This is a genomic window from Allobosea sp. 05T438 (assembly GCF_056396025.1).
The window spans coordinates 258,912-284,992 of the sequence record NZ_JBFTKQ010000002.1 but is presented as its reverse complement, the minus strand read 5'-3'; the positions used below and the strand labels follow the sequence as shown (position 1 = coordinate 284,992).

Here is a 26,081-nt window from a genome sequence, read left to right as displayed (position 1 = left end):
GTCCCATCGGACGCGATAACGGCGATATTCCATTGTTGTCGCATCGGATGCCTCCGAAAAGTGGATTCCACTTTTTGGGTCCGATGCTATAGGGAGCGGCCATGAACTTGCCGCTTCCCGGAATGCGCTTCTCCGTGGCGCCGATGATGGACTGGACAGATTCCGCCTGCCGGATCGTCCATCGCCTGATGTCGCGCCATGCGCTGCTCTACACCGAGATGGTGACGGCGCAGGCGGTGATCCGCGGCGACCGCCAACGCCTGATCGGCTTCGATGAGACAGAACACCCGGTCGCGCTGCAGCTCGGCGGCAATGATCCGAAGCTGCTGGCCGAAGCGGCGAAGATCGGTGCCGATTTCGGCTATGACGAGATCAACCTGAACTGCGGCTGCCCGTCGGACCGCGTGCAGGGCGGGGCCTTCGGCGCCTGCCTGATGCGCGAGCCGGTGCTGGTCGGCGATTGCGTCGCGGCGATGAAGGCGGCGGTTTCCATTCCCGTCACAGTGAAATGCCGCATCGGCGTCGACGATCAGGACCCGGAGATCGCCCTCGATGCGCTCACTGCTTCGGTGCGGGCGGCAGGCGTCGATGCGGTGATCGTCCATGCCCGCAAGGCGTGGCTGCAGGGTCTCTCGCCCAAGGAGAACCGCGAGATCCCGCCGCTCGACTATGAGCGCGCCTATCGCCTGAAGGCGGCCAACCCCGACCTGCCGATCGCCATCAATGGCGGCATCAAGGCGCCCTTCGAATGGCTGCGGCATCTGGAGAAAGTCGACGGCGTGATGATCGGCCGCGAGGCCTATCAGAACCCGGAGGTCCTGCTGCAGGTCGATCCGCTGCTTTTCGGTTCGGATGCGCCGGTGCCCGATGCCTTCGCCATGCTGGAAGCGCTGGAGCCGCACATCGCCGCGCATCTCGAACGGGGCGGGCGGCTACATGCCTTCACCCGCCATCTCGTCGGACTGTTTCCGGGCCGGCCGGGCGCGCGACTCTTCCGCCGCCATCTCGCGGAGCGCTGTGTCGGATCGGATGCGACGCTGGGCGATCTGCGCACCGCGGCGGCGCATGTCTCGCGCCACGAGGCTGCCGCAGCGGCCTGATAGCCGCTGGAGCGGATTCTTCCTCAGCCGCGCCGTGCCGCCTCTATTGCGGCGACATCGATTTTCCGCATCTCCATCATCGCGGTAAAGGCGCGCTTCGCTTCCTCGCCGCCGACAGCCAGGGCCTCGCTCAGCACGCGCGGCGTGATCTGCCAGGAGATGCCCCATTTGTCCTTGCACCAGCCGCAGGCGCTCTCCTGTCCGCCATTGCCGACGATGGCGTTCCAGTAGCGGTCGGTCTCCTGCTGGTCGTCCGTCGCGATCTGGAACGAGAAGGCTTCGCTGTGCTTGAAGGTGGGGCCGCCATTGAGGCCAAGGCAGGGGGTGCCGAGGACCGTGAAGGTGACGGTAAGCACGTCGCCGGCCTTGCCGGACGGAAAGTCCGTGGGCGCGCGGAAGACTGCGTCGACTGCACTGTCGGGAAAGGTCTCGGCATAGAAGCGGGCCGCAGCCTCGGCGTCCTTGTCGTACCAGAGGCAGATCGTGTTCTTGGCAATCGCCATCACGTTTCCTTCCTTTGCTGAAGTGGCACTGGCTCCCGGCTGCTCCGGTGGGCGGCTGGCTCCGCCGAGGCCGGCGCATCACCAACACGAAATGCGCCGGCCGCGCCGACGTTCCGCCCGGCATGTTTCCGGGTGTCGCGCCATTGCGATCCTCCTGCCGCCCCAAGACATAAGTGATGGTAGTCAGTACGGCAGGGGGCGGGGCACGGCTAAGCCGCGTCGAGCGTCCCGAAGAACTCGCTAACCTTGCTTCTGATCCTGCGTGCTTCGCCGTCGAGGTCGCGAGCCAGTGCCATCACGTCGATTGCGCTGGTGTTGGACAAGTCGGCCGCCTGGCGCACGGCACTGGCGCTGGATAGAACACCCTGCGCATCGTCTGCCGCCGCCCGGATGGTAGCCGCGATCTGGGCGGTCGAGCGGCTCTGCCTGGCTATCCCGTCGGAGACGCCCTGTCCGATCGACTGCGCGTCCAGCATCCGGTTCCGGATGCTCTGGAGCGCCTCGATGCACCGATGGCTCGCCAACTGGATCGCCTCGATCTGGCGGCCGATCTCGCTGGTTGCGCCGCTCGTCTGCGCGGACAGCGATTTGACCTCGGAGGCAACGACCGAAAAGCCACGGCCGGCCTGGCCGGCGCGGGCCGCCTCGATCGTGGCGTTGAGCGCCAACAGATTGGTTTGGCTGGCGATCTCTCTGATCAGCGCCGAGACGTTGTCGATCTGGTTCGTCGCCTCCGCCAGTTGCGCGATGGCGAGGTCGGTCCGGTCGGCTTCTGCGATCACGTCGGCGGCGGTGCTGACCGAGGCCGCCACGCGCGCCGCGATCTCGTGTCCGGCGCTGGAAATGCTCTCGGCATCCGCAGCCACGCTGGCGACATGGTCGGCGGCACGGCTGGAAGCGACCTCGGCCCGCTCGCTGCCTTCGCGGGCGTGCCCGGCCGCCGCCGTCATGCTCTCCGACAGGCTCGCCACACTTTCGATCATCTGGCCGAGCCGGTCGAGCGAGCCGCACAATTGCGCGTCGAAGGCCGTCACGCGGGATTTCATGGCAGCGTCGCGCCGCAGCAACGCCTCGCGTGCATCGCGGATCTGCAGCTCCTGCATCTGGTCGGAGGCGGCCTTTTCGGAAGCCGCAAGCTCGGAAAGCATGACGCCGTGCTGCCGCAGCAGTTTGGCGATCCAGAAGGTCAGGAGGCCGATCATGACGACGAAGAAGGCGACGATGCCGCCGAGGATCAGCGCGCGTTTCCTCCAGTAATGAAAGACCAGCTCTCCGGGCGCCGCGATACTGATCTGGAGCGGGTAATCGCGAACAGCCTGCACCGAAATCAGCCCCTCCTCGCTGTCTTGGGGGCCGGCAATGTGGGTTCCAACGAACATGGCGCCGGCGGATTCGGCCGCCTCGGGCAGGTCGCGGAACAGGGCGGAACGGCCGGCGAGCGGGGGAGCGCCGGCGTCGTCATTGTTCGGCAGGCTGGCAAGCAAAACACCATCGCGGCGAAACAACGCGACATGGACGAGCGCATCGATCCGCGCTTTGTCGTAGAGGGCATTTACGAAGCCCGTCTCGATTTCGATCATGGCGAGGCCGACCACGGCCCCGCTCCTGTTCTTGATCTTGCGGGACAGGTCCATCGTCCTTCCTGCTGCGCCGGGGGCGGGCGCGGCCAAATGCAGCGCAAGCGCAGGATCGGCCATACGGGCCAGGAACGATTCCCTGTCCTTCAGGCTGGCTGGGGGCGGCGGGAAGGACCGTGTCGAGTTCACGACTTCGCCTTGGACGTCGACGATCGTCACCGCCGCGATCTGCGGGATAGCGCGGGAGCGCTCAATCAAGGCTTCGAAATGCTGGCGCGTGCCGAACTTCGCGCGAAAATCGTCCGGCGAGGCGATATCGGCCCCACTGCCGGCTTCGGACCAGCCGCGCAACGCCAGATCCGCAGTCGCGAGCGTCTGGTGGGTCTGTTCGGAGAGCAGCGCCGCGAGTGTACTGAGTTGCTGCCGTGATATGTCGATTGCAGTCTGGCGGCCCTGCCAGAGCGCAAACCCGGCAGTCACGGCAATGATGGCGGCCGCGACCAGGCCGCTCCAGGCCGTCAGGCGGGCGCGTCTCCCGATGGTTTCGCGCATGTCGGGCGCCAGGAACTGGCCAGCCGGCCTTGCAGCATCCGTCTTCACTGGCGCGAACTTTTGTCCAATTGAGCCCCAAGGCGCGACGCCCGGGTCCGTTGAATGTGGCGGAGAATGGTAACTCTCGCATTAAGGCTCCGTGTGCCTCGAGAGCTCGCCATCCCAGGCGGTTCGAACGGCTGCAGCGGCTTGGGGCCGATAATTCGCTCGAACTCCGACGCCCGGTGCTGCAAAAAGGGCGCGGGACGAGGTGCAGCGCCACTATCGGACTTTCATCCATCGCCACAAACCGGACACCGACTTGACGGGAAACGTCAGCGCGGACGCGGCTAGGCAATAAATGCGGTGTGGCGGCCAGTTCGTTACCCCCTTGCTAGCCTTGTTTCGACCCGCAGAGATGCGATCGAGGGGTGTCGGGCTAAGCGTACCCGCATTGCCAAAAGGTCTTCCTCAAGTCCTACTTCGAGCGCCAATCGTATCGTCGCGCTATATTGATCCGCCTGATCGGCTGCAGCGCTCAGCAGCTTAAAGTTGAAGCGTTGCGCATCAGCGAGCAATCGCTGGATTGCATCGAAAAGATCGCTCACGTCAGCGATGACGAATACGGACTGCATCTGTTCGGCGGGACGGCACGGCAGGCCTATGAGCGGTTTGGGCAGATCCATGACGCTACTCGGCAGCGCTGGTGCACACCTGATTGCCTGAGAGGGAATTCGCCTCTCCCCGTGCGATCAGATACGAAAGTGCTCGTCGGCAACTGGCAATCTCAGCTTTCGGAAGGCCCAAAAGGTTGCGCTCCTCAATCGCACGGGCGCGAGCCAAAAGCGCCTTGTTTCGCTCGACACCATAGGGCGAGAGAAATAGGCCTCCCTCGGAGGTCGACTCAACGATGGCCATCGATTTCAACTGATCGAGCGTCCCCTGGGCCGCATTGGACCCGAGATAGAGATGCGGCAGAAGCTCCTCGAGAGTCTTGCCAGGCAAGGTCTCGATCGTCGACATCAAGCGCGTTTGCAGAAGCGTCAGCCCCTCGGCGCGGCGCCCTTCTTCGAGGGCTTCCGAGAGCGCGCCGTGCGCACGGTACAGGAGCGATGTGAGAAACTCGTTCATCGGCCCGACAGGCTGGTCTGAATGTGTTGGAGGTGCGCTCGCAGCTTCCGGATGCTCTGCAGCAATGCTGTAGCGGCCCTGGGCAAACAGGAGTGCTTCCCGATCATAACGCGCGAAGCGCTCTACCTGACCCACGAAGATCCGGTGATCGCCGCCGGGATGGCTCGCGACGCGGCGGCACTCGAAGCTGGCAATCGCACCTTTGAGGATTGGCGCTCCACCCGATCCCGGCTCCCACTCGATGTTATCGAATTTGTCCGGGCCGGATTTACCGAAGTGCTTAGAGAGCTGCACCTGGTCGCGGGCCAGCACATTCACCGCAAAGTGCGAGGCCGTATCGAAAGCGATGAAGCTCGGACTACCTACCTTTGCAGACCAGAGTACGAGAGGTGGATCGAGCGATACCGATGAAAACGAGTTTGCCGTCATCCCAACAAGGGTCGCATTCGAACATGCGGTGATAACGGTGACGCCGGTTCCGAACTGCCCGAGACAGCGCCGGAACGCTGCCGCGTCCAGTGCGGGATCGCCCGCTTCGATGGCTTCGAGAATGAAAGATTGGCTCATGGAAGCTCCCTGCGTGGAGTCGTCCGAGGATCAGGCGTGGTGAGAGAACATTTCTCGCCCGGCGACAGGCATCTGAGCGGTGAGGATCGTGCCGCTCTTCGACTCCGTGATGAAGAGCGTCTTCCTTTCCGAGCCGCCGTAAGCACAGTTGGTCGTCAAATGCCCGTTTGGCGAGCGAACTCGGAGCATCGGCTCGCCAAGCGCACTGAAGAGCCACACACTCCCCAAGCCTACGTGACAAACGGCGAGGTTATCGTTCTCATCAATCGCGAGACCGTCCGGACCGCTACCGCCAGACATCTGGATGAAAGTCCCGACCTTGCTTGCGGAGCCGTCATTCATCAGAGGCACGCGCCAGATGGCGTTTGCGCGGGTTACGGCGAGGAAGATGGCGGATTCGTTCTTGTTGAGCACCAGGCCGTTGGGGCTCGGAATACGATCCAGGACACAGTCCAACTGACCGCTCGCGCGGAGCCGATACAGGCGTCCGCTGGGGTCGTGGTGTCCAGTCTGCCCTTGGTCGGTGAAGTACATGTCGCCATTCGAGGCGAAGACCAGATCATTCACTCCCTTAAAGCTCTGGAGATGAACGCGCTCCAGGAACGGCTCGACCGTTCCGTTGTGAGGATCCAGCACCATGATTCCACGACGGTGGTCGGTGATGAATCCACGCCCATCCTTGTGGAATTTTAGGCCGTTCGGCTCGCCGTCGTATTCCGCGCCAACAGAGATCTCCCCTGCAGGACTAATGCGGAACAGCCGGCCCCAAGGGATGTCGACGACCCAGAGAAAACCATCGCGGTCAAAGGATGGGCCTTCGAGGAAAGTTGGCGTCGGTGCCCCGTTGAACTGGACGTGCGCCCATTCAGAGCGTTGACCGGTCTTGAAGAACGACGCGGGGATTTCCGTGAACACGGTCGCGTCCACGCTCGGCGGTGCAGGATACATCACTCTCTCCCTAACGGCCCTTGACATGGCTCAATCCTTATAGTCAGTTCTTTAATAGGAACCAATGTTCCGATACAAGAACAAAATTTGGGTGGAAATGACGACATGCGGAACCGCTCTGGCGGCGGCCTGTCGCGCGCCGAGAGGATGGAGAGCAGTGCCCAGCGGGATGCATCTGATCAGTTTCCTGATCAATTCGCCGATCAACCACACCGTTCTGTCATGGGCGGATCCGCGCGATCAGCGGCTCGAAACGCTCGGGAATCTCAAGCTCTGGCAGGATCTGGCGCGCACCCTGGAGCGCGGACTCTTCGATGGCATCTTCTTCGCCGATACCCCCGGGACATTCGACCGGTACAAGGAGCGTACCGACGAAGCCGTCCGGTACGGCGTCTGCTGGCCTTCCCACGACCCGGTCGTCCTTCTTAGCGCGCTGGCGGCCGCGACGGAGAATCTGGGCCTTGCTGTCACCCTGTCGGTGTCGGCAATTCAGCCCTACACCGCCGTGCGGACGCTCTCGACGCTCGACTATCTGAGTGGTGGGCGCGTGGGTTGGAACGTGGTGACCGGTCACCTGCGCGGCGAGTATCGCGCGCTTGGCCTTGAACAGCTCGAACATGACGTTCGTTATGATCGCGCGGACGAGTTCATGGACGTCTGCTACGCGCTGTGGAACGGCATCAAGGACGGAGCAATTCTGGCCGACCGCGAAAGCGGTATCTTTGCGAACACTGACAAGGTCGACATCGTCAAGCACGACGGCACCTACTTTCGCTGCCACACGACATCGCCGACCCTCCCTTCGCCCCAGGGCCGGCCGGTCATTTTTCAGGCGGGTTCGTCCGGGCGCGGGCAGCGCTTCGCTCTCAAGCACGCAGACGTCGTCTTTGCCATCCAACCGCACATGACCGGCATGAAGACCTTCATGCAGCAGTTGCGGAACGCTGCTATGGAAGCGGGAGCAGAAGCTCCGCGGGTCACGTTCGGGATTCAGCCCATCATCGGCAGCACCGAAGCGGAAGCTCGCCGGCAACTCGAAGAACTCGTCGAGCGCATTCCTCTCGATGCGGCTCTCAGCCGGCTGTCCGGTTCGCTGGGCGTCGACTTCAGCAAAATGGAACTCGACAAGCCGCTAGACGAAATGGACACGCAAGGGTCGCGCGGCTTGATGGCGGCGATGTCTGCGAGCTTCGACAACAGGCGCTTTACGCTCCGGGAAGTCGCCCAGCGATGGGGCCTCGCCGTCGGTATCCCACAGCTTGTCGGAACGCCGGAGCAGGTCGCCGACCAGATGGAGCAGATCTGGCGCGAGACCGGATGCCACGGCTTCAACATCACACCGACGGTCACACCGACGACCATTGAGCAGTTCGTCGACGAAGTGGTGCCCATTTTGCAACGCCGCGGCGTGTACCGGACGGAATATAAAGGCCGGACGTTCCGCGAGAATCTGTTGAGCTAAGCAAAAAAATACATCCGGGGAGGAAGTAATGAATCTGAAGAATGCACTGAGTGCGTCTGCTTTTGTGTTTGCGGGCTCGCTTCTGATCGGGCCGCCTGCGTCGGCTCAGTCAGGCGACTGGAAGTTCGCGACACTGCTGCCGGTCACTGGCCCGTATGCGAACTATGCCGTTGAATTCAAGCTCGGGATGGAGATTGCGCGGGACGAGATCAATGCGGCCGGCGGGATTGCCGGCCGCAAGATCGACCTCGCGATCCTCGATACTCAAAGCAACAATGGTCAAGTTGTCAGCCTGATGCGCCAGGCCTGCCAGGATGCATTCGCGGTGCTGGGGCCAAGCATGTCGAACGAGGCGCAAGTCGCATTTCCGATCGCCAACAAGATCGATTGCCCCGCGATCTCCTCCTCGGCGGCAGCGAGCGGCCTGACGGACAAGAACCGGCCCTGGACCTTCACTTATGCCAGCCCGGCCTCCGTCATCACTCCTCAGGCTGTGGAATTGCTCGTCCAGAAGCTGAAGCCGAGCCGTGCCGTCGTCGTCATCGACCGAGGCGACGCAGCAGCGAACGACCAAGGAGCCGTTTCGCAGAGCGCGCTCAAGGGAAAAGGCGTCCCCACGGAAGTTCTGACCGTCAGCAGCACCGACCTGGAGTTCGGCCCGATCGTTACGCGGATTGCAGGCCTCAACCCGGACCTGGTGATTTTGTCGACGACCGACAAAGGCGCTGTTGGCGTCATGAAGGAGATGAAGCGCACGCATTCCAAGGCGGCGATCCTCATCACCCAGTCGGCCTTCACGCCGCTCGTCATGGCAGCCGGCCCAGAAGCGCTGGAAGGCGTCTATCGCTACACGGAGTTCGACCCAACATCCTCCGATGATCCGCGCGTGAAGCGCTTTGTCGAGACGTTCTCCAGCCGAAACAACGGCAGGGCGCCGACACAGCTCAGCACGCAGACATACGACCTGATCTTCCTGGTCAAGTCGCTGGTCGAGAACGCCGCAGCAACGGGATCCGTGGACAGGCGCGGAGCTGAGCGCCAAGCCTTCACGGATAAGCTTGCCGCGTTGAAGGATTGGCCGAGTATCTCAGGTGCGATGTCAATCGCCGCCGGCGGCTACGCGATAAAGCCCGTCACGGTGGTGGTTTTCCGAGACGGGAAGCCGACGCGGGTCGCGAACTGATCCCGCAATGCCCGCAGGGCGCACGGCGCTCTGCGGACCTCGGAAACGTCGCTCCGCCATGCGTTTCTGCATGGCAGAGCGAATCCATCGACACAGCGTCGTCACACGCTCTCGGCCCGCAGGGATCCAAGGCGCTCGGATGCAGATCTTTCTCCAACAAGTCGTAAACGGCCTGACGATCGGTGGCAGCTATGCCCTCGTGGCAGTTGGCTTTACGCTGATCTTCGGCGTTCTCCGCGTGGTCTATCTCGCCCACGGCGCGGTGCTGGTCAGCGGCGCGTACATCGGACTTTTTGCTCTGCAGTGGTCAGGCAGCGTCCTCGTCGCGCTTGTACTGGGCAGCGCTGGCGCGGCTATTCTCGGGCTGGCCGTCGAACTCGTCGCGCTCCGTCCCGTACGCGATCAGAACCATCTGATCGCGCTGGTGACGACGATTTCGATCGCGACGATCATTCAGGAAGTCCTGCGCCTGTCGGTGCAACAGGGCCAGCCGATCTCCTATCCCGACAGCATCGCATCGATACTCCTGCGCGGTGAGTTAGCCGGGATGACCTTGCACATCAGTGTCGGCCAGGCAGTCGTCGTCGTCGTGGCCTGCGTCCTGGTCATCGCGCTGACGCTTTTGATCCAACGCAGCTGGCTGGGTCTTGCGATCAGGGCGGTCGCGGATGCGCCCCTGATTGCCTCGCTCCTGGGTGTGCGCGTCAATGCTGTCTCCGCCCAGACAGTGGCCCTCGCTTCTGCCTTTGCGGGCGTTGCCGGTGTCCTTCTGGGTTTGACCATCCCCGCGATCGATCCTTATGTCGGCGAGCACCTGCAATTCAAGGCGCTCGCAATTGTCCTCTTTGGAGGACTCGGCAGCATGCCCGGCGCGATCGTCGGCGGTCTGCTGCTTGGATTGGTCGAGGCCATCGCCGCGGGCTACCTCGCGACATCCTATCGCGACCTTTTCGCCGTCATGACCATGGTCGTGATCCTGTTCTTCCGCCCGGCCGGGTTGCTCGGCCAGAAGTCAGCGGAGCGCGTCTGACATGAGCTCAAGTGCCCTCGAGGCCTTTACGATCATCCAACTGATCTACCTCATCGCTGCGCTCGGGCATTATCTGCCGCTGTCCATGCGCCAGCTTGACGTCGGCATCGCAGGGTATTTTGCGATTGGCGCTTATGTCAGCGCCTATCTCACACGCGATTGCGACATGGCCTTTCCGATCGCCTTGGCCGTGGGCTCGCTGGCCGCCGCAGCAGGTGCTTTCATCGTTGATGCTCTTGCAACGCGTGTGCGCCTGACTGGCTTCGCCTATGCGATCTTCAGCCTCAGCTTTGCGGAATCGCTGCGCATCATTCTCAACAACGTCGAGCTCGTAGGCGGTTCCGGCGGCATGGTCGGTATTCCCTCTCATACCACTCTCGGCATGGTCGCCACGATCGCGGTGATCGTGGTGATCGGCTTCTGGTGGCTCGACCGAAGCAGGCTCGGCCAACTCAGGACTGCTATCGCCGATGACGAGTTCATCGTCCCTGTTTTTGGGGTTCGTCTGATAGCGACCAAGCTGACGGTCTTCGCTCTGGGAGGTGCGCTTGGCGGCTTGGCGGGAGGTCTCTACGCCCACTACGTGCTCTTCATCCGGCCAGACGATTTCGGCTTTGCCCTGCTGATCGCTCTGCAACTCCCCATCGTTTTCGGCGGGCTCGATCGCTTCTACGGGGCCATCCTCGGTATCCTGGTGCTCGGATATGTTCCCGAGCTTATTCGCGGGCTTGCCCAGTATCGATTGATCTTCGTGGCGGGCGTCACGCTGTGCGTCCTGCTCCTGCGGCCTTCCGGCCTGATCACACATGCCACGATTGCTACCCTGAAGGACGGCGTGCGCCGGCTGTTAGGGCGCGGCTCGCGGGCTGCGAGGACGGTGCCATGAGCCGTGCACTTTCGAACCCCGTCCTCCCGGACACGGCGCCTGTCCTGGCACTCAAAGATGTTCATGTCCGCTTCGGCGGGGTGACGGCCCTGAACAATGTCAGCCTCGAAATTCCGCCAGGCCCGGGCGTCAGTGCGATCATTGGCCCGAACGGCGCCGGCAAGACGACGCTGTTCAATGTGTTGACCGGCATCGTCAGGCCGACCGAGGGGCGGATTCGGATAGCCGATCGCGACGTAACCGGTATGCGCCCCGACGAGATATTCCGGGCGGGCGTTTCGCGAACCTTTCAGGGCGTGCGCCTGTTCGCGCATTTGAGCGTGCTTGAAAATGTCGCTTTGGCTGCACGGTCCGCGCTCCCCTCAAATGCCCGAGCCTGGATTTCAGGAGCATCAGAGGCGCAGGCGCGGGCCAAGACTTATCTGGAGACTGCGGGCGTCGACCAGAGGCTATGGTCGCTTTGGCCGGACCGGCTGACATTGCTTGAGCAGCGTCTTGTCGAAATGGCGCGAGCGATGACGGCCAATCCACTCGTCATGCTGCTCGACGAGCCGGCAGCGGGCCTCAACACCGCTGAGAAGCAGCGGCTTTGCGCATTGTTCGAGACACTCGCTGAAACCGCGGGATGCCGTGTCGTCGTGGTCGAGCACGACATGAAGCTCGTCATGTCGGTCGCCAAGCGGATCTGGGTGATGAATTTTGGGCGGCTTTTGGCGCAGGGCACGCCCGCAGAAATCCGGACGAACGAGGCGGTGATCGAAGCCTATCTCGGAGCTCAAGCGCATCATGACTGAGAGCAGCGCGATATCTCCACAACCCATCCTGGCTGTAAGCGGATTGCGCTGTGGCTATGGCCGCAGCGAGGTCATTCATGGCGTGGACCTCAGCGTCAGCCAGGGTGAGATCGCCTGTCTGATCGGAGCGAACGGAGCGGGCAAGACCACCCTCATCCGAGCCATCCTTGGTCTCGTTTCCGCACGCGAGGGATCCGTCCGGTTCCGCGGCGAGGATATAACCTCGCAGAGCACGGCTTCGAGGATCGAACGCGGGCTAGCTGTCGTCCCAGAGGGCAGAGGTGTCCTTCCCCGGCTTTCGGTCAACGATAACCTACGGATGGGCGCTTATGTCCGTCGGAGAGATTCCTCTTTCGCGGGCGATATCGACCGCATCTTTTCCTTGTTTCCGATCCTGGCCGAACGGCGCCAGCAGGTTGCGGGAACGCTCAGCGGTGGAGAGCAGCAAATGCTCGTCATAGGCCGGGCGCTGATGAGCCGGCCACAGCTGCTTATTCTCGACGAGCCTTCGTTCGGCCTGGCGCCAAAGATCGTGCAGTCCATCTTCGAAGTCATCGCCGGACTGCGCGAGACCGGTCTCACCATCCTTCTCGTCGAGCAGAATGCCAGCATCGCCTTGCAGGTCGCACAGCGCGGCTTCGTTCTCGAAAACGGATCGTGCTTGCTTTCGGCCGAAGCGGCGAAGCTCCGCGGCGATCCAATCGTCCGCGACATCTATCTCGGCGCCGGCTGAGCGCGATCAACAACTCCATCTCTAGGACGCCTGATATGAAACCCGACCAAGGTTCCAGACCTGTCGCCGTCATCCTCGATCCGATCCATCCCGCCGGCATAGAACGGTTGGCACAGGCATTCGACCTCATTTTGCCGGGTGCTTCGGCTGACGATCCGCGGCATGGCGAAACGAGTATTGCTGTCGTACGTACTTGTCCGATTATCAAAGACTGGATCGCGGCGCGGCCCAAGCTCAAGCTCATCGCGAAGCACGGGGCGGGCATCGACAATATCGACATTCCGAGCGCGACGGAACGCGGCGTTCTCGTGGCCAATACCCCCGGAGGAACGAACTCAACCGCGGTGGCGGAAGGCGCGGTCACCCTCATGCTCGCGGTTCTTCGCCGCGTCCGGGACATGGACGCGCTTATGCGCGACGACCGGTTCGACCAACGCTGGTCGATCGAACTGGGCGATCTGACAGGCGGTACCCTCGGGCTGTTGGGCTTCGGTCAAATCGCGCGGCAGGTCGCGAAGATCTGCGGTGCAGGGTTCGGCATGGCCGTCAGCGCCTATGATCCGTTTGTCCCTGCAGAGGCGATGAAGGCCGCCGGTGTCCGCAAGGTCGAAGAGCTATCGGAACTCATGCGGAACGACGTGATCTCGGTCCATGTGCCCTTTAGCGAGAAAACCCGGCACATCGTTGGCGAGAAGGAACTGGCAGCCATGTCCGCTTCCTCGATCATCGTCAACACGGCCCGTGGCGGGTTGATCGATGAGGCGGCCTTGGCGCGGGCGCTGATCGACGGCCGCATTCGCGGGGCTGGCATCGATGTCTTCGAAGCCGAGCCGCCGCCTCAGGACAACCCTCTTCTGGCGCTGCCCAATGCGGTGCTCAGCCCGCACGTGGCTGGGGTCACGAGCGGCAGCATGAAAGGCATGGCGCTGGCCGTTGCCGAAGTCGTCGAGACAGTCCTCGCCGGCAACCGTCCAGCCACACTCCTCAACCGCGAAGTCTTGGGAGAAACGCGATGAAGCCTGTCATCTATACCCTGATCCCCGAACCGGATCCGGAGTTGGTCGCTGAGGCCGCGAAGTTCGCTATTGCGGATTTGCATGAAGCTCTTGGACCCGTGGCTGGGCGGATGTCGCTGATGGGCCCGCGTATGCGGCCCTTGCTGCAAGGTAAGCGCATCAGCGGCGCTGCCGTTACCGGGTACAATTATCCCGGCGACAATCTGATGATCCACGTCGCGCTGAATGTCGCCAAGCGCGGCCAGATCCTGGTCTTGACCAATGGCGGCGGTAGCCAGGGTGCCCTGTGGGGCGACGTCGCCTGCACCTTCGCAGTTAAGAAGGGTATTGCCGGCGTCGTCGCTGACGGAGCCGTACGCGATGTCGAGGCCCTGCGTGAACTCGACTTCCCGGTTTGGGCCACGGCCATTTCTCCTGAACACCCCGAGAAGCGAGGGCCGGGTTGTGTCAACGTTCCGGTCGTCGTCGACGGCGTTCTCGTTGAACCCGGCGACGTCATCGTCGCTGATGACGACGGCGTTCTCGTTATCCCTCAGGCGCAGCTGAAACGAGCTGTCGAAGGCGCTCGCGAACGCGCCAACAAGGAAGTTGCCATTCGCGACAGGATCAAGTCCGGTGAATCTCTGTTCGAGATCCTCAACATGGCCGCAGCGGTGAAAGCGGCCGGTATCGAGCAACACGATAAAACCTGGCGCGACGCCTAGTGCCACGAACGCTCATGCGAGCGACCGGCTCGCATGAGCGTTATGCGGGCCACTTCGCCGGATATGCGCCGCGATAGCCCAAACGCTCGGAAATCTGGCGACCAGCCTCCAACGCCAGGCCTTCAAAACGATCCCGTTCAGTCAGAAGACGGGTCGTTGGTCCAGCGATCGATATCGCGCAAACAACCTGGCCTGAACTGTCGAAGCCGGGGCTGGCAGCCGCTCCGGTTCCATCGATAATTCCGTTTGCATCCAGGACAACGCCTCGACGCCTCACCTCTGGCAAAAGCGCGATCAGGGTGTCGCGATCAGCGGTGTCATCTGTGAATTTAACGAAAGTCGTTTCAGCGATGTATCGTTGCTGAAACTCAAGCGGCAGAAAGGCGAGCAGCGCCAACCCTGCTGCCGCGCAATAGAATGGCCGCCGGTTCCCGATCCGCACGGTAAACTGTTGCGGATGGCCAGCATCGACTACATCGACATAGCTGAGTTCTCGCCCGTCTGGTGCTACAACCGCCAGGAGGATTGTCTCTTGCGTTTCGGATGACAGCCACTCGACGATAGGGCGAATATGCGGAGCGAGAGAGCTCGGTTGTTTCAAGCTGATCCCAAGGTGGAACGCTTGTATTCCGAGCACGTATTTTCCGGCTCTCTGGGTGATGTAGCTGCCGCCCTCCAGCGCCTTTAACAGGCTGAAAGTGCTTGTCTTCGGCAGTCCCAGATTTACGCAAAGCTCCGTCAGAGTCGCGCCTTCAGGCTTGGCCGCGATCATCTGCAAGATTTCGAGGACACGAAGTACGGAGCGGGGTCCGGCGTTTTGTTTGGCCTTCTCAGTGTCTTGAATCATTCCGGTATTGCTAACTCGCCATCGAATCTACCAGAAGGCCGCCGAAAAGCTGCGCCAATGCATCTCAAGTGGTGTGTAGCACCATAGCCAGAGCATTTCACCATTTGCGCGATGCCGAACGAGCTTGCCCGTTCTTTTCCGATCGCAGGGTTTTCGGCAGAGAGCGCGCATCCAAGCTTCCTCAGCCCGCCAGGATTGGAATTTGGCGCGTCGCCGAGAAGCGGACGTTCAGGATCAGCGAGCCCGATTCAAAAATGCGATTTGCGGCATGTCCGGAAAGCGCCGCGAACAGGCAAAGGTGCCAGCTTTTCCAGTTGCCTTGCCGCCAAGCCTGAAGGGAGATCAGTGGTGTAGCGAGGAGCCGTCCAAGGGGCGCTGGCGAATGAGCGCGAACTCGGATGCGACGATATCCGGCGGAGCATCGCCCTCGGCCCGGAAGGCGCGCCGCAGCCAACCATTGGCGTCGACCAGAACCTGTGACGGCGGCGAAGGGCTGCCGCTCACCTCCGCCAGAGCCGCAGCCAATGGCTGGGGATCCTCGACAAGGCACCGCTGGGTGGTGCCGTCGGCCTGGACCAGCGCATTCGCACCACGCTCGTCGCTCCCAATCCACAATCGCAGCGGCTTGCCGTCCCCCGGCGCGACGACGGTGCCGTCACCGCAGCGGGCGACGAAGCCCGGCATGCGCACCGCTCCGGACCAGCGCATGTCGGAAGGCGAGAAGATGCGGGCGCCGGCTCGCAGCCGGATGAAATCGATCAGCGACCAGATCGCCGCATCCTCGAACTGCGTCGCCGGCGGCATCGGGCCGATGCCATGGCGGATCGACCAGAACAGTTCGCCGCCTGGGCGCCCGGAGATCAGCGGCGCGGAGAGATCGGGCGGCCAGACGGATTGTGCGACCGCCACAGGCCCCCGACCGCGGGCATCCTGGCCATGGCAGCTTGCGCAGTCCCGCTGGAACAGCTCGCGACCGGTCGCGATCGAGCGCGCACCATAGCCCGTCGGGGAAAGCTGGAAGCTCGTCGGAACCGCAGCGACGACATAGGGGCGCCAGGGCGGGATTTGGACATAAGCCAGCACGACCGCTCCGGCGAGAAGGGCGGGCCAGCGCAGCTTCCGAGCCATGGTGGCCAGAGCGAACAGCGCAAGCGCGATGACGACAGGAGCCAGCAGCCGGAAAAGGCCGTCGCGTAGATATGCGTCGTCCCATAACGCCGGAACCGGCCTTAAGGCGAAAGGCCAGATCGGCTGCTCATGGATCGCGGGAGGCACGCTGGCCAACGCGGCCGCGACTGCCACGGTGGCGAGTCCCAGGCCGGTTTCCGCAGTGATCGACAGGGCAAGGCCGCTTGCCGAACCACTGGTTTCGGCTGAAGGCACGAAGCAGCAGCGGTTCGCGGCTGCCAGCAGCAGGAGCGCGCCGAACAAAGCGAGCTTGGCGAGAGTGAGCTTGCCGTAATGCGTGCCGAGCGTCGCCGGCAGCGTGCCGATCAACGCCTGCGCCTGAACAAGCGAGGTGGCCGCGAGTACCGCCACGCAGGCCAATCCGAGCGGCGTGAAACGTCGTGCGAGCGCCGGCGCCTGTGCCGGCAGAAGCCGGCAGGCCGCAAGCAGCGGCGGTAAGGATCCGAGCCACAGGCCGGCGGCCAGGACGTGAAGGCCCAGAGCCGCCGTGATCCATGGATCGGTGGCGGCGCCATGCCCCAGCCAGCCCTGCAGCAAGGCCGCAGCCGCCAGCGCGAGCAACGCTGTCGGTCCGGCGCGTCTGTTCCCGCGCCAACGCCAGATCGCAAGGACCAGAAACCCGGCACGCAACAGCAGCGCCTCGCCGAAGCGAGTCCCGGCGATGGTCCGGGCCGCCTCGATGCTGTCGACGGGCCCTCCCAGCATGACGCTGCCCTGCAGCCAGAACCAAGCCGCGCCGCTGGCGAGGGCGACGACCACGGAGAGCCGGGAGTAGGAGGCGATGCTGCTGAGCAGCGCTGCGCCTGCCGGAGTGGCGGCGAGGGTGCGCCGCGACAGGAGGCGAAAGGCCTCGCTGCCGAGACCGGACAACAGGGCGGCGAGGTGGAGCCAGCGGATCGCCGGCAGCGCAGCCCCGATCAGGGCATCCACATCAAGGCCTGACGGTGAACCGATATTGCCCGGTTACACGGTGGGTGTCGACCGAGGTCGCGGCCCATTCGACTGTGTAGGCGCCCGGCGCGATCGGCTTGAGCCGGACCTTGAGGGCCTTGCGGTCGCCCGATACGGCTTCGGCCGACGCGGCGTTGATAACCTCGCCGCGCGTGTCCTTGACGATGATGCTGCTGAGCTTGACCTCCAACTCTTCCGTGAAGCTGAGGATGATCTCGGCCGGCGGCGCGACCGTCGCGCCATCCGCCGGTGAGGCGGTCTTGAGATGCGCATGGGCGAAGGCCTGCGATGCGGCGAGGGCGAAGGCAAATGCCAGCCCGAGACGTCGAGACATGGACTGATCCTGTGATTGATAAGGGGCGGTGCGGGCTCACCAGCTCGCGCCGAGGCCGAGATGTGCGAGGGCCTGTCCGCGCAGCTCCGCCAGGCGCGGGTCGCCGCGATGGCGCGGATAGGGAAGGTCGTTGACGATCTCGGCCTTGATCCGGGCAGGGCGCTCGCTCAGCACGATCACGCGCTGGGCCAGGAACAGCGCCTCCTCGACATCATGGGTGACGAGCAGCGTGGTGAAGCCGCGCTGGCGCCAGAGCTCGGCGATTTCGGTCTGCATGGCGATCCGCGTCAGCGAGTCGAGCTTGCCGAGCGGTTCGTCGAGGATGAGCACGCTGGGATCGTTGACGAGGGCGCGGGCCAGCGCCGCACGCTGGGCCATGCCGCCGGAGAGCTGGCGCGGGAAGGCGCGCTCGAAACCCGCGAGGCCGACCGTCTTCAGCGCATCGTCGACCCGGCCCTTCTGGCTGGCGAGCAGGCCGCGCGCCTCGAGCCCGAGCGCGACGTTCTTCCAGACCGTGCGCCAGGGATAGAGCGTCGGGTCCTGGAAGACGACGACGCGGGAGGGATCGGGCGCGTTGATCTCCTCGCCTGCCGCTGCGATCCGGCCTTGCGAGGGCTGTTCGAGCCCGGCGACGAGCCTGAGCAAGGTCGACTTGCCGCAGCCGCTCGGCCCGAGCAGGGCGACGAATTCCCCAGCCTGGATCTCAAGATCGATATCGTTGAGCACCGGCAGCGGGCGGCCTTCGAGATCGAAAGCGTGCGAGACGCCGGCGATCGAGAGTTCGGCACCGCTGGACGCGGGAGCGCCGGATGACAACGAGACAGCAAGCTGAGCGGCTACCATTTCACCACATCCTTCTGCCAGCCGAGCAGCCGGTCGCGCACCGCGAAGAGCAATGTGATCAGGCTCGAGAAGATCAGCGCCATGACGATCAGCGCGCCGTACATGTTGGAATAGGCGGCCCAGCCCTGCGCCCATTGCAGGTAGTAGCCGAGGCCGGATTTGACCCCCATCATCTCGGCCGCGACGAGCACCGAGAACGAGGCGCCCAGCCCCATGAACAGGCCGACGAAGACATGCGGCAGCGCAGCGGGGATCGCGACATTGAAGATGAGGAAGGCGCGGCCGGCGCCGAGCGTGCGGGCGACGTCGTAATAAGCCTTGTCGACGCTGGCCACGCCGGACCAGGTCAGCACCGTGACCGGGAACCAGGTGGCGAGCGCGATCAGGAAGATCGCCGCCGAAAAGCTCGACGGAAAGAAGAAGAACGCCATCGGCAACAACGCGGTCGAAGGGATCGGCCCGAGGAAGCGCAGCACAGGATGAACCCAGTAGCCGAGCCCGCGCGACCAGCCGATCGCGACGCCGGTGACGAAGCCGGCGGCCGTGCCGAAAAGGAAGCCCAGCGCCAGCAGGCGCAGCGAATGCAGCACGCTCTCGCCCAGTCGTGGCCAATCCTCGGCATAGACTTCGACGAGCGAGGAGGGCGGAGCGAAGAAGGGCACGGGCAGCAGGCCGAGCTTCGCCGTCAGCAGGTCCCAGACGCCGACGAAGAGCGCGAGCACGACGAGCCAGGGCGCTGTCCGGCCGAGACGCTGGCCCAGTGGGGCCCAGAATGCCCCGACTACCGTTGCCAGCGCCAGCGCGACAGCCCAGCCGATGAAGCCGGTATTGGTCTCGCCGACATAGAGCGGATCGGCGAAGCCGACCTTCTTGTTCGCGAGCAGCGTGACGGAGGCCGCCACGGCAGTCCAGGCTCCCGTGGCCAGCGCGCCGCGTGCCAGGACCGAGCCGTCGATCTGCAGGCGCGGCCGCTCGAAGTTCGCTGCCGAACCAGTCTGTTCAAACGGGGACATTGGGCACGATCTTCTGCGCGAAGGCCTTGGCGTCGGTGTTCTTGCGGATCACGTTGACGAGCTTGAGCTGTTCGGTGAACAGCGCGACGTCGTCGCGCAGCGCCGCTCCGGTGGAGTGGTGGTCGTGGGTGTGGCTTCGCAGGATCGCGGCCACCGTCTCGGGTGTGACCTTGGCTGGGACGAAAGGCGCGAAGATCTCGGCCGTCTTGTCGGGGTTGGCCGCCGTCCAGGCCTGCGCCTCGACGATGGCGCGGGAGATCGCGCCGGCGACCTCGGGCTGGTCTCGGATCAGGGCGCCGCGCAGGCCCAGCACGCAGCAGGTCGATTTCGCGTACTGGCCCTCGAGATTGGTGGCGAGCTCGACGAGCTTGTCACGCTCGCGGATGAGGTAGAGATGCGGATCATCGCCCGCGAGCGCTTGAACCTCGCCCTTCTTCAACGCTTCGCCGAACAGATCCTGCGGATACTGCACCCAGCTGACGTCCTTCTCGGGATCGAGCCCGATCTCGGCGAGGCGGATGGCGAAGAAGTTTCGTACCGGGCTCGCCGGATCGGTGACGGCGACCGACTTGCCCTTCAAATCCTTCAGGCTGCGGATATTGGCCGCCTCGGGAACCAGCAACCGCATACAGCCGCCATGGGTGCCGACGGTGAGGCCGACGTCGAAGCCCTGCTCCAGCGGCTTCAGCCAGCGCAGCGCCATGCCGATGCCGCCATCGGCATGGCCGGTTGCGATCGCCTGCAGCAGGGCGTCGGTCGGGCCACTGAAATTCACCGGCTCCACCGCGAGGTTGTATTTCTCGAACAGGCCCTGCTTCAACGCGATCGAGATCGGCGACTGGCAGACCGCGGTCTGACCCCAGGCCAGCTTGATCGTTTGACGGCTCTTGAGCGGCGCGGCCTGGGCGAAGGCGTGATGTCCGGCCAATCCGGCGAGCGGCGCGGCGGCGAGCGCGGCAGCTCCGCGCAGCAGCGTGCGGCGCGAGGGGAGGGTGGTCTGGGTCATGGTTGCTCCTTGCCGCTCCAGTCGCGGCTTCATGCTGGCTCGAGACAGGGTCAGGCCGCGGCGCGGCTGGCGGGAACGCGCTCGACGGTGCCGCGCACCGGGACGCCCTGCCGGAGCAGGTTGAGGATCGGGCAGAAGCGCTCGACGGCGGCGTTGAGGGCGTCGAGTTCGGTATCGTCGGTGGTAAGCCTGACCGTGTAGGACAGCTCGTGCGGGTAGATTGGTGTGTTCTCGTGGCCGGGCGTTCCGGCGCGCGGATCGAGCTGGCCGTGAACCTCGACCGAGACATCCTGCAGATCAATCTGCTGGTCGGCGGCCTGTATGAGATAGGTATGCGTCAGGCAGCTCGACAGCGCACCGAGCAGCAGTTCCGGCGAGCTCGGCCCGAGATCGTAGCCGGCGAAATCCGGCGGGCTGTCACTGATCACCTGGAAGTCGCGGATGTGGATGCGCCGGACGCCGCTGCGCCCTTCGGCATGGGCCTGCGCCTGCAACTTCAGCGGGCGGGCGTCACCCGAGCGGGCATGGGCCTTGCGGCGCAACAGGGCGTCGCGCTTCTGGGCGAGATATTCCGTGAGATTGGACATGGCGGCGTCCCGGTCTGGCTTGATGAAGGGATCTGGACAGGCGCGCGTATCCGGTCGCGCAGCCGCCATTGCGGCTGGCGCGAGATCGCGTTGCCCGGACTGTGAATGGGATTAAGGCGAGCGCGGAAAGGTGGTCCGACTTCGGGTTCCGAAGGTCAAAGCCGCCGGTGGAAGCGCTGATCTGCCGCGGATTCTGCTGTACTGAACGTCATGGACATTCGCGTCTCCAAAATAGAAGGAGCCCACGAGACATCGTGGTGCTTTTAGCGTTGTTGGCGCGGCGCAAGCTGCTCCAGCAAATCCCGCGGCGAAGACATCAGAAATATCTTTCACGACCAAGATTATCGCTTGGGTTATTATTTATAGCAATGAAACAAACTATGCGTTTTGAGCGGAGACAGGCGATGAATCATTCCGGCTTCGGGCCGAAGGCGAGGTGATCGAATTCTTCAAGCCACCTTGCCCATGTCTCAGGCGGTCGCGGCGACATCCAGAGACGATGAGGAGCCTGCTTGCTTCTGCGCGGCGCTGGGGCCGAGTTTGGGCGGGCTGAGATAGCGTTCGCCACTATCGGCAATGATGGCGACGATCGTCTTGCCGAGGTTCTCGGGGCGCCGGGCGAGCGCCGAGGCTGCGAACAGCACGGCGCCCGACGACGTTCCGGCGAGGATGCCTTCCTCCTGCGCCAATCTCCGGGCGAGTTCGCGGGCCTGGGCCGTCTCGGTCACGATCACCTCGTCGACCACGGCAGCGTCGAAGTTCTCCGGCAGGTAGCCGGCGTCGACGTCGGTCACCTTGTGGACGCCCTCGATGCTGTCGGGATAGGGCACTTCTGGGGAGGGAACCGAGGCCGGGCCGGGCTCGACCACGACGACCTTCACGCCGGGCTTCTGCGCCTTCAGGAAGCGACCCGTTCCGGAGATCGTGCCGCCGGTTCCGACCGCTGCCACGAAGATGTCGACCTCGCCCTTCGTCTCGCGCCAGATCTCGGGGCCGGTCGTTTCGAAGTGGACGCGCGGATTGGCCGGGTTTGCCCGCTGGTTGGTGTAGTAGGCGCCGGGGTTCTCGCGCCGCACCCGGTCGATGATCGTGTGGATCGCGCCCGCCTCGAGGAATTCGCTGTTGTCGATCAGGACGACTTCGGCGCCGTAGTGCTGAAGGAGCTTGATCTTGTCTTCGCTGATCGTGTTCCGAAGGTAGAATTTCGAGCGATAGCCACGCGCCGCTGCCAGGGCAGCAAGGCCGATGCCGGTGTTTCCGCTGGTGAGATCGACGATGCGCTGGCCCGGCTTCAGATCGCCGCTCTCTTCAGCCTCCCGGATGATGCCCCAGGCCGTCCGGTCCTTGATGCTACCGGCGGGGTTCAGATACTTGATCTTGGCAAGGATGCGCGAGCCGAGCTTCAGCGCTTCGGCAAAGCGCCCTAGCGCGAGCAACGGGGTGTTGCCGACCAGAGCTGCGAAATGATCGTTCCTGGGTGCCATGATGTGCTTTCGGGAGGGTTGAGGCCGTCGCGACGTGCTCAGCCTTCAGGAGACGGTCCGCAGGCAGACTTCGTGGGGTCGGTCCCGAGCGGCAGAGCGGGAGCGTGCCATCTGCGCCTCGGGCTGCCGCGGCGCGGTGTGCAGCCAGCGTGCCGCAATCTTGGCTTCCTGCCCGGCCTTCACCCAGCAGCAGGAAATCCCCCGAGCGGCGGGGCGAAAGCCTCTGGCGGATAGCGCAGGATTTCCGAACGCGCCCCGCCCGGCCTGCTGTTGATATCGTATCGGCCATCATACTCGGCGATGAGACCTTCGAGCAGAACCTCCGTCTTCGGGTCGGGGGACACGATCGCACGATCAGAACAGGCATGATACGATTCCAGCGAATGTTGTTCAGCAAGAAGGTTCGCCAATGACATTCGTATCCGTGCATGTCGCGCAATCAATACAGATCACAAAATAAGTATATTTGCCTCTATTGAGAGGGGATTAGTGTTTTGTATTTTCGACAACGGCGGGCGCGATGGATGAAATTCGCTCGCTTCGAAGCGGCGGGCCTTGTTCGGGCCGCCGGAATCGCGCCGGCCCAGAGCGCGTCGAGCGCTTCGGTGAGGTCATCGAGGATGTCGTCCACGCTCTCCAGCCCGATCGAAAGACGCAGGAGCCCGTTGCCGATGCCTTGCTTCAACCGGTCCTGCCGGCTGACGATGGCATGGTCATGCCGGCCTCGGCGCCTTCCAGGCTCGCCATCCGTTCCTCGAGGATGGTCTGGGTCGGGTTCTTGGAGCGGCCATAGACATAGCCGGGCCGCTCGCCCCTGAAGATCTCCGCACCCTGCTCGGCCATCGGGGTCGCTTGCGGGCGGTGCCGAGTTGACCGCGCCGCAAGATCCCAGCATCGCGGTCGTATTCGCTGACTCGGCTGCCCACGCGATGAAACGCGGCAGACTAAATTCGCCCTGGCGGGCCCGGCGTCGATACCCTTCTGAGCGTGGCCGTCGATTCTATGCGCCCGTCAGCAACCTTTCAATTTCGTGGGTCGGATGCTTCGTCAGATCCTTGTCGACTTCTGCGAGGATGCGGGAGCGCAAGTCATCGTCGAGATTTTGCCTGATTACCGCGAGTATACGCGGCGGCGCCACGAGCACGATGTCACCCGGGCGGCCGGCTCGATTCACGAGCTTGAGGGCCGCGACCGTGTCGCGCGCGAACTGCTTCTCAGCCAGTTCATGCCAATCGGTTCCCTCGGTTGCGCTGGTGGGCGCAATGGCATTTTGCATACGACCGGGTCGATCCGTGCCTTGTTCGGAGCTAGGTGGATTGACGGCAGCTTGCTTGACCTGCTCGACCTTCAGCTTGGGCAAGTTTGCATCTCCTTCGTTTCGGAGAAACATCGCCTTGCGAGCGTCACACACGACCACCCAGCCGTTATGGGGAATGCGTAGGTTCATGGCTCGTCCTCCCGGTTGGGTACGCTGACGTCGCTCGATCCAAGCTTTCCCCCTGATGCCCCGTCTCACATTGATCCAGCGCAACAAGCAGTGTCTGCAGCGAAATTGACCGGTCTCAAACTGCGGCCCGGGGGATCGTGTGCCAGCAGGATGCCGGCTCCCGATCCGCGAACTGGATCCTTGTCACCTTGTCGAGGATGACGGCGGTGGTCCATGCAATCTTCGCGACCTTGCTGCTGGTCCCTACTGTATTCGTCTTGATGTTCTTGGCCAGGAGGCTCTCAATCGAGCAGCATGCGCAAGCGCGCTGCCAGTTCCTTTGATGTATATGGCTTCTTCAGCCAGCTCCCTTCGGCCAATTCCCGTCCGGCGAGTCTGGGCTCGGCATATCCGGAGGTGAAGAGGATCTTCAGCTCAGGGCGCAGGAGGCGCGCTTCTCTGGCGAGTTCATCGCCGGACATTCCGCCGGGCATGATGATATCGGTGAAGAGCAGCCGGACTTCGGGGTGAGAAGCGATCAGGGAAAGCGCGCTGTTGCCATCGACAGCCTGGATGACGCGATATCCTTCCTCTTCGAGGCGGGCAACCACGACCCGCCGTACGCGCGCATCGTCCTCAACCACAAGAATGCATTCCGCCGCGCGTGGCTTGGCCGCGGGGGCGGGCGGATCGGCACCGCTACGGCCGGCAGTGACATCCGGACTGGCGGTCGGAAGAAACAGCCGTATGGTCGTTCCCCCGCCGGGCTCGCTGTCGAGCCGGACATGGCCACCGGATTGCATGGCGAAGCCATAGACCATGCTCAGACCGAGCCCGGTGCCGGCGCCGACACCTTTCGTCGTGAAGAACGGCTCGAATGCCCGTTCTTTGACCTCTTGGCTCATCCCGGCGCCGGTATCGGAGACGCTGACGAGCACGTAGTTTCCAAGCCGCGTCTGCGGATACATCCGGGCATAGTCGGCATCGAGACGGATGCGCGAAATCTCGACCTTGAGCCGGCCGCCGCGCGGCATGGCATCACGCGCATTCAGGACGAGGTTCAGCAGGGCGTTCTGCAGTTGCGTCGTATCGACAAGTGCCAAGAGCGGTTGACCTGTGACGACGGTCTGCAAATCGATCGTTTCGCCAAGCGTTCTGCGGAGCAACTCGGCGAAGTTCGAGACGAGTTGTCCGATATCTGTCAGCTTCGCGTTGAGCGCTTGCCGCCTGCCGAAGGCGAGAAGCTGCCCGGTAAGCTTGGCGCCGTCATCGGCCGCGTCCTGCGCCTCCCGCAACAAATCCCGGAGCCGCCTGTCTTCGAGGCGTCTTTCGATCATCTCGAGGTTCCCGCTGATGACCGTCAGCAGATTATTGAAATCATGCGCGATTCCACCGGTGAGCTGCCCAATCGCCTCCATCTTCTGAGATTGGCGCAGTTCCTCTTCCATCCGGTGCCGACTGGTCAGATCGCGGATAAATCCGGTGAAGATGCGCTTGCCGTTGGCCGCGGCCTCCCCAACCGCTAGCTCCATCGGAAAGGTCGTGCCGTCCTTGCGCTTTCCGGCTACGACGCGTCCGACCCCGATGATGCGCCGCTCGCCTGTCGTCAGATAGCGGCCGATGCATCCGTCATGCCGGTCACAATATGGATTGGGCATGAGAATCTTGACGTTCCGACCGCAGACTTCGTCGGCGGAATAGCCAAATAGCCTCTCAGCGGCCTTGCTGAACGAGATCATGATGCCGGCTTCGTCGATCACCACCATCGCTTCCGGCACGGTCTCAAGGATCGAGAGCAGGTGCGATTGGCGAGCGGCGAGGTCGGCCTGTGCATATTTCAGATTGCTGATGTCGATATTCGTCGCCAGGACGACCTGATCGTCGGGAGCCTGCCTGGTGACAACCACCCAGCGGCTGACCACAAATATAGGGCGTCCATCCCTGTGACTTTGCGTCAGCTCGCCTTTCCAGGTTCCATCCCGCCGCAGGCCCGTGAGGATTTCGTCGAAGGGTTGCGGAAATTCTGTCTTCAGGAGGCGGCCGACGTCCTGATCTAGCGCTTCCTGCGCGCTCCAGCCGTAGAGGTCTTCGCAGCCTCCACTCCAACGGATAATCTTGCCGTCGAAGTCATAGACGACGCTGTTCGCATCATCGAGAACCTGAACGATCTCGTCCAGGCTTTGCTGGCTGATAGCAATTGGCCCGCGCGCTACCGTCACCCGCCACCCGTCAATGCG

27 protein-coding genes are annotated in these 26,081 nt (G+C 63.4%); 9 read left to right on the top strand and 18 right to left on the bottom strand.

Translation table 11 applies throughout. The annotated features are described in order from the left end of the window. The first annotated feature begins 101 nt into the window (after positions 1 to 101). Positions 102 to 1,100 carry a tRNA dihydrouridine(20/20a) synthase DusA gene (dusA, locus tag AC1DIN_RS05240; RefSeq protein ID WP_476808953.1) on the top strand — a complete coding sequence of 333 codons (999 nt, stop codon included), beginning with the start codon at positions 102 to 104 and terminating at the stop codon, positions 1,098 to 1,100. 23 nt (positions 1,101 to 1,123) lie between these two features. Here the strand turns inward: dusA and AC1DIN_RS05235 are convergent, their stop codons facing one another. The 5 genes from AC1DIN_RS05235 to AC1DIN_RS05215 all read right to left on the bottom strand — a co-directional run bounded on the left by AC1DIN_RS05235 (position 1,124) and on the right by AC1DIN_RS05215 (position 6,357). After that, positions 1,124 to 1,597, bottom strand: a complete 474-nt coding sequence (locus tag AC1DIN_RS05235; RefSeq protein ID WP_476809373.1) for a VOC family protein — start codon at positions 1,595 to 1,597, stop codon at positions 1,124 to 1,126. A 215-nt stretch (positions 1,598 to 1,812) separates the two neighbouring features. Then, positions 1,813 to 3,732 (bottom strand): methyl-accepting chemotaxis protein, encoded by a 1,920-nt coding sequence (locus AC1DIN_RS05230; protein ID WP_476808952.1) that lies wholly within the window; start codon positions 3,730 to 3,732, stop codon positions 1,813 to 1,815. 362 nt (positions 3,733 to 4,094) lie between these two features. Further along, the gene (locus AC1DIN_RS05225) at positions 4,095 to 4,397 is read right to left on the bottom strand and encodes a hypothetical protein (protein WP_476808951.1); all 303 of its coding nucleotides are present in this window, start codon (positions 4,395 to 4,397) and stop codon (positions 4,095 to 4,097) included. A gap of 4 nt (positions 4,398 to 4,401) precedes the next feature. Next, positions 4,402 to 5,409 carry a flavin reductase gene (locus tag AC1DIN_RS05220; protein WP_476808950.1) on the bottom strand — a complete coding sequence of 336 codons (1,008 nt, stop codon included), beginning with the start codon at positions 5,407 to 5,409 and terminating at the stop codon, positions 4,402 to 4,404. A gap of 30 nt (positions 5,410 to 5,439) precedes the next feature. Continuing rightward, positions 5,440 to 6,357, bottom strand: a complete 918-nt coding sequence (locus AC1DIN_RS05215; RefSeq protein ID WP_476808949.1) for an SMP-30/gluconolactonase/LRE family protein — start codon at positions 6,355 to 6,357, stop codon at positions 5,440 to 5,442. A gap of 169 nt (positions 6,358 to 6,526) precedes the next feature. Between AC1DIN_RS05215 and AC1DIN_RS05210 the strand changes: the two genes are divergently transcribed. Genes AC1DIN_RS05210 through AC1DIN_RS05175 form a run of 8 tightly spaced genes read left to right on the top strand, consistent with a single transcriptional unit; the run spans position 6,527 to position 14,165 of the window. Then, on the top strand, positions 6,527 to 7,819 hold the full coding sequence (locus tag AC1DIN_RS05210) for an NtaA/DmoA family FMN-dependent monooxygenase (protein ID WP_476808948.1): 1,293 nt from the start codon (positions 6,527 to 6,529) through the stop codon (positions 7,817 to 7,819). Between the two features lie 28 nt (positions 7,820 to 7,847). Continuing rightward, positions 7,848 to 9,002: an ABC transporter substrate-binding protein gene (locus AC1DIN_RS05205; RefSeq protein WP_476808947.1), complete on the top strand. Its 1,155-nt coding sequence runs from the start codon at positions 7,848 to 7,850 to the stop codon at positions 9,000 to 9,002. A 58-nt stretch (positions 9,003 to 9,060) separates the two neighbouring features. Then, on the top strand, positions 9,061 to 10,032 hold the full coding sequence (locus AC1DIN_RS05200) for a branched-chain amino acid ABC transporter permease (RefSeq protein WP_476808946.1): 972 nt from the start codon (positions 9,061 to 9,063) through the stop codon (positions 10,030 to 10,032). A 1-nt stretch (position 10,033) separates the two neighbouring features. Next, positions 10,034 to 10,918 (top strand): branched-chain amino acid ABC transporter permease, encoded by an 885-nt coding sequence (locus tag AC1DIN_RS05195; protein ID WP_476808945.1) that lies wholly within the window; start codon positions 10,034 to 10,036, stop codon positions 10,916 to 10,918. Then, positions 10,915 to 11,712, top strand: coding sequence for an ABC transporter ATP-binding protein (locus AC1DIN_RS05190; protein WP_476808944.1), 798 nt, complete (start codon positions 10,915 to 10,917; stop codon positions 11,710 to 11,712). The genes AC1DIN_RS05195 and AC1DIN_RS05190 overlap by 4 nt, the downstream gene beginning before the upstream one ends. 25 nt (positions 11,713 to 11,737) lie before the next feature. Next, complete coding sequence (locus AC1DIN_RS05185) at positions 11,738 to 12,445, top strand: ABC transporter ATP-binding protein (protein ID WP_476809372.1); 708 nt, start codon at positions 11,738 to 11,740, stop codon at positions 12,443 to 12,445. Positions 12,446 to 12,480: 35 nt separating this feature from the next. Further along, complete coding sequence (locus AC1DIN_RS05180; RefSeq protein WP_476808943.1) at positions 12,481 to 13,461, top strand: NAD(P)-dependent oxidoreductase; 981 nt, start codon at positions 12,481 to 12,483, stop codon at positions 13,459 to 13,461. Then, complete coding sequence (locus AC1DIN_RS05175) at positions 13,458 to 14,165, top strand: 4-carboxy-4-hydroxy-2-oxoadipate aldolase/oxaloacetate decarboxylase (RefSeq protein ID WP_476808942.1); 708 nt, start codon at positions 13,458 to 13,460, stop codon at positions 14,163 to 14,165. The genes AC1DIN_RS05180 and AC1DIN_RS05175 overlap by 4 nt, the downstream gene beginning before the upstream one ends. A gap of 40 nt (positions 14,166 to 14,205) precedes the next feature. Here the strand turns inward: AC1DIN_RS05175 and AC1DIN_RS05170 are convergent, their stop codons facing one another. The 13 genes from AC1DIN_RS05170 to AC1DIN_RS05110 all read right to left on the bottom strand — a co-directional run bounded on the left by AC1DIN_RS05170 (position 14,206) and on the right by AC1DIN_RS05110 (position 26,063). Then, the gene (locus AC1DIN_RS05170) at positions 14,206 to 15,012 is read right to left on the bottom strand and encodes an IclR family transcriptional regulator (RefSeq protein ID WP_476808941.1); all 807 of its coding nucleotides are present in this window, start codon (positions 15,010 to 15,012) and stop codon (positions 14,206 to 14,208) included. A gap of 342 nt (positions 15,013 to 15,354) precedes the next feature. Beyond that, the gene (locus AC1DIN_RS05165) at positions 15,355 to 17,130 is read right to left on the bottom strand and encodes a CopD family protein (protein WP_476808940.1); all 1,776 of its coding nucleotides are present in this window, start codon (positions 17,128 to 17,130) and stop codon (positions 15,355 to 15,357) included. A 1-nt stretch (position 17,131) separates the two neighbouring features. Beyond that, complete coding sequence (gene copC / locus AC1DIN_RS05160; RefSeq protein WP_476808939.1) at positions 17,132 to 17,485, bottom strand: copper homeostasis periplasmic binding protein CopC; 354 nt, start codon at positions 17,483 to 17,485, stop codon at positions 17,132 to 17,134. 36 nt (positions 17,486 to 17,521) lie between these two features. Continuing rightward, complete coding sequence (locus AC1DIN_RS05155; protein WP_476808938.1) at positions 17,522 to 18,328, bottom strand: ABC transporter ATP-binding protein; 807 nt, start codon at positions 18,326 to 18,328, stop codon at positions 17,522 to 17,524. Beyond that, the gene (locus AC1DIN_RS05150) at positions 18,322 to 19,341 is read right to left on the bottom strand and encodes an ABC transporter permease (RefSeq protein WP_476808937.1); all 1,020 of its coding nucleotides are present in this window, start codon (positions 19,339 to 19,341) and stop codon (positions 18,322 to 18,324) included. The genes AC1DIN_RS05155 and AC1DIN_RS05150 overlap by 7 nt, the downstream gene beginning before the upstream one ends. Then, complete coding sequence (locus tag AC1DIN_RS05145; RefSeq protein WP_476808936.1) at positions 19,328 to 20,347, bottom strand: ABC transporter substrate-binding protein; 1,020 nt, start codon at positions 20,345 to 20,347, stop codon at positions 19,328 to 19,330. Before AC1DIN_RS05145 ends, AC1DIN_RS05150 begins: the two co-directional genes overlap by 14 nt. A 50-nt stretch (positions 20,348 to 20,397) precedes the next feature. Next, entirely contained in the window at positions 20,398 to 20,934 is a 537-nt protein-coding gene (locus tag AC1DIN_RS05140) for an OsmC family protein (RefSeq protein ID WP_476808935.1), read from the bottom strand. A 470-nt stretch (positions 20,935 to 21,404) separates the two neighbouring features. Continuing rightward, entirely contained in the window at positions 21,405 to 22,418 is a 1,014-nt protein-coding gene (locus AC1DIN_RS05135) for a PLP-dependent cysteine synthase family protein (protein ID WP_476808934.1), read from the bottom strand. Positions 22,419 to 22,597: 179 nt separating this feature from the next. Continuing rightward, positions 22,598 to 22,828 carry a hypothetical protein gene (locus tag AC1DIN_RS05130; RefSeq protein WP_476808933.1) on the bottom strand — a complete coding sequence of 77 codons (231 nt, stop codon included), beginning with the start codon at positions 22,826 to 22,828 and terminating at the stop codon, positions 22,598 to 22,600. Positions 22,829 to 22,890: 62 nt separating this feature from the next. Continuing rightward, positions 22,891 to 23,103: a hypothetical protein gene (locus AC1DIN_RS05125; protein ID WP_476808932.1), complete on the bottom strand. Its 213-nt coding sequence runs from the start codon at positions 23,101 to 23,103 to the stop codon at positions 22,891 to 22,893. Next, positions 23,100 to 23,261, bottom strand: coding sequence for a PLP-dependent transferase (locus tag AC1DIN_RS05120; RefSeq protein WP_476808931.1), 162 nt, complete (start codon positions 23,259 to 23,261; stop codon positions 23,100 to 23,102). The genes AC1DIN_RS05125 and AC1DIN_RS05120 overlap by 4 nt, the downstream gene beginning before the upstream one ends. A gap of 157 nt (positions 23,262 to 23,418) precedes the next feature. Beyond that, positions 23,419 to 23,865: a host attachment protein gene (locus tag AC1DIN_RS05115; RefSeq protein WP_476808930.1), complete on the bottom strand. Its 447-nt coding sequence runs from the start codon at positions 23,863 to 23,865 to the stop codon at positions 23,419 to 23,421. 281 nt (positions 23,866 to 24,146) lie between these two features. Beyond that, positions 24,147 to 26,063, bottom strand: coding sequence for a hybrid sensor histidine kinase/response regulator (locus AC1DIN_RS05110; RefSeq protein WP_476808929.1), 1,917 nt, complete (start codon positions 26,061 to 26,063; stop codon positions 24,147 to 24,149). Between the last annotated feature and the right edge of the window lie 18 nt (positions 26,064 to 26,081).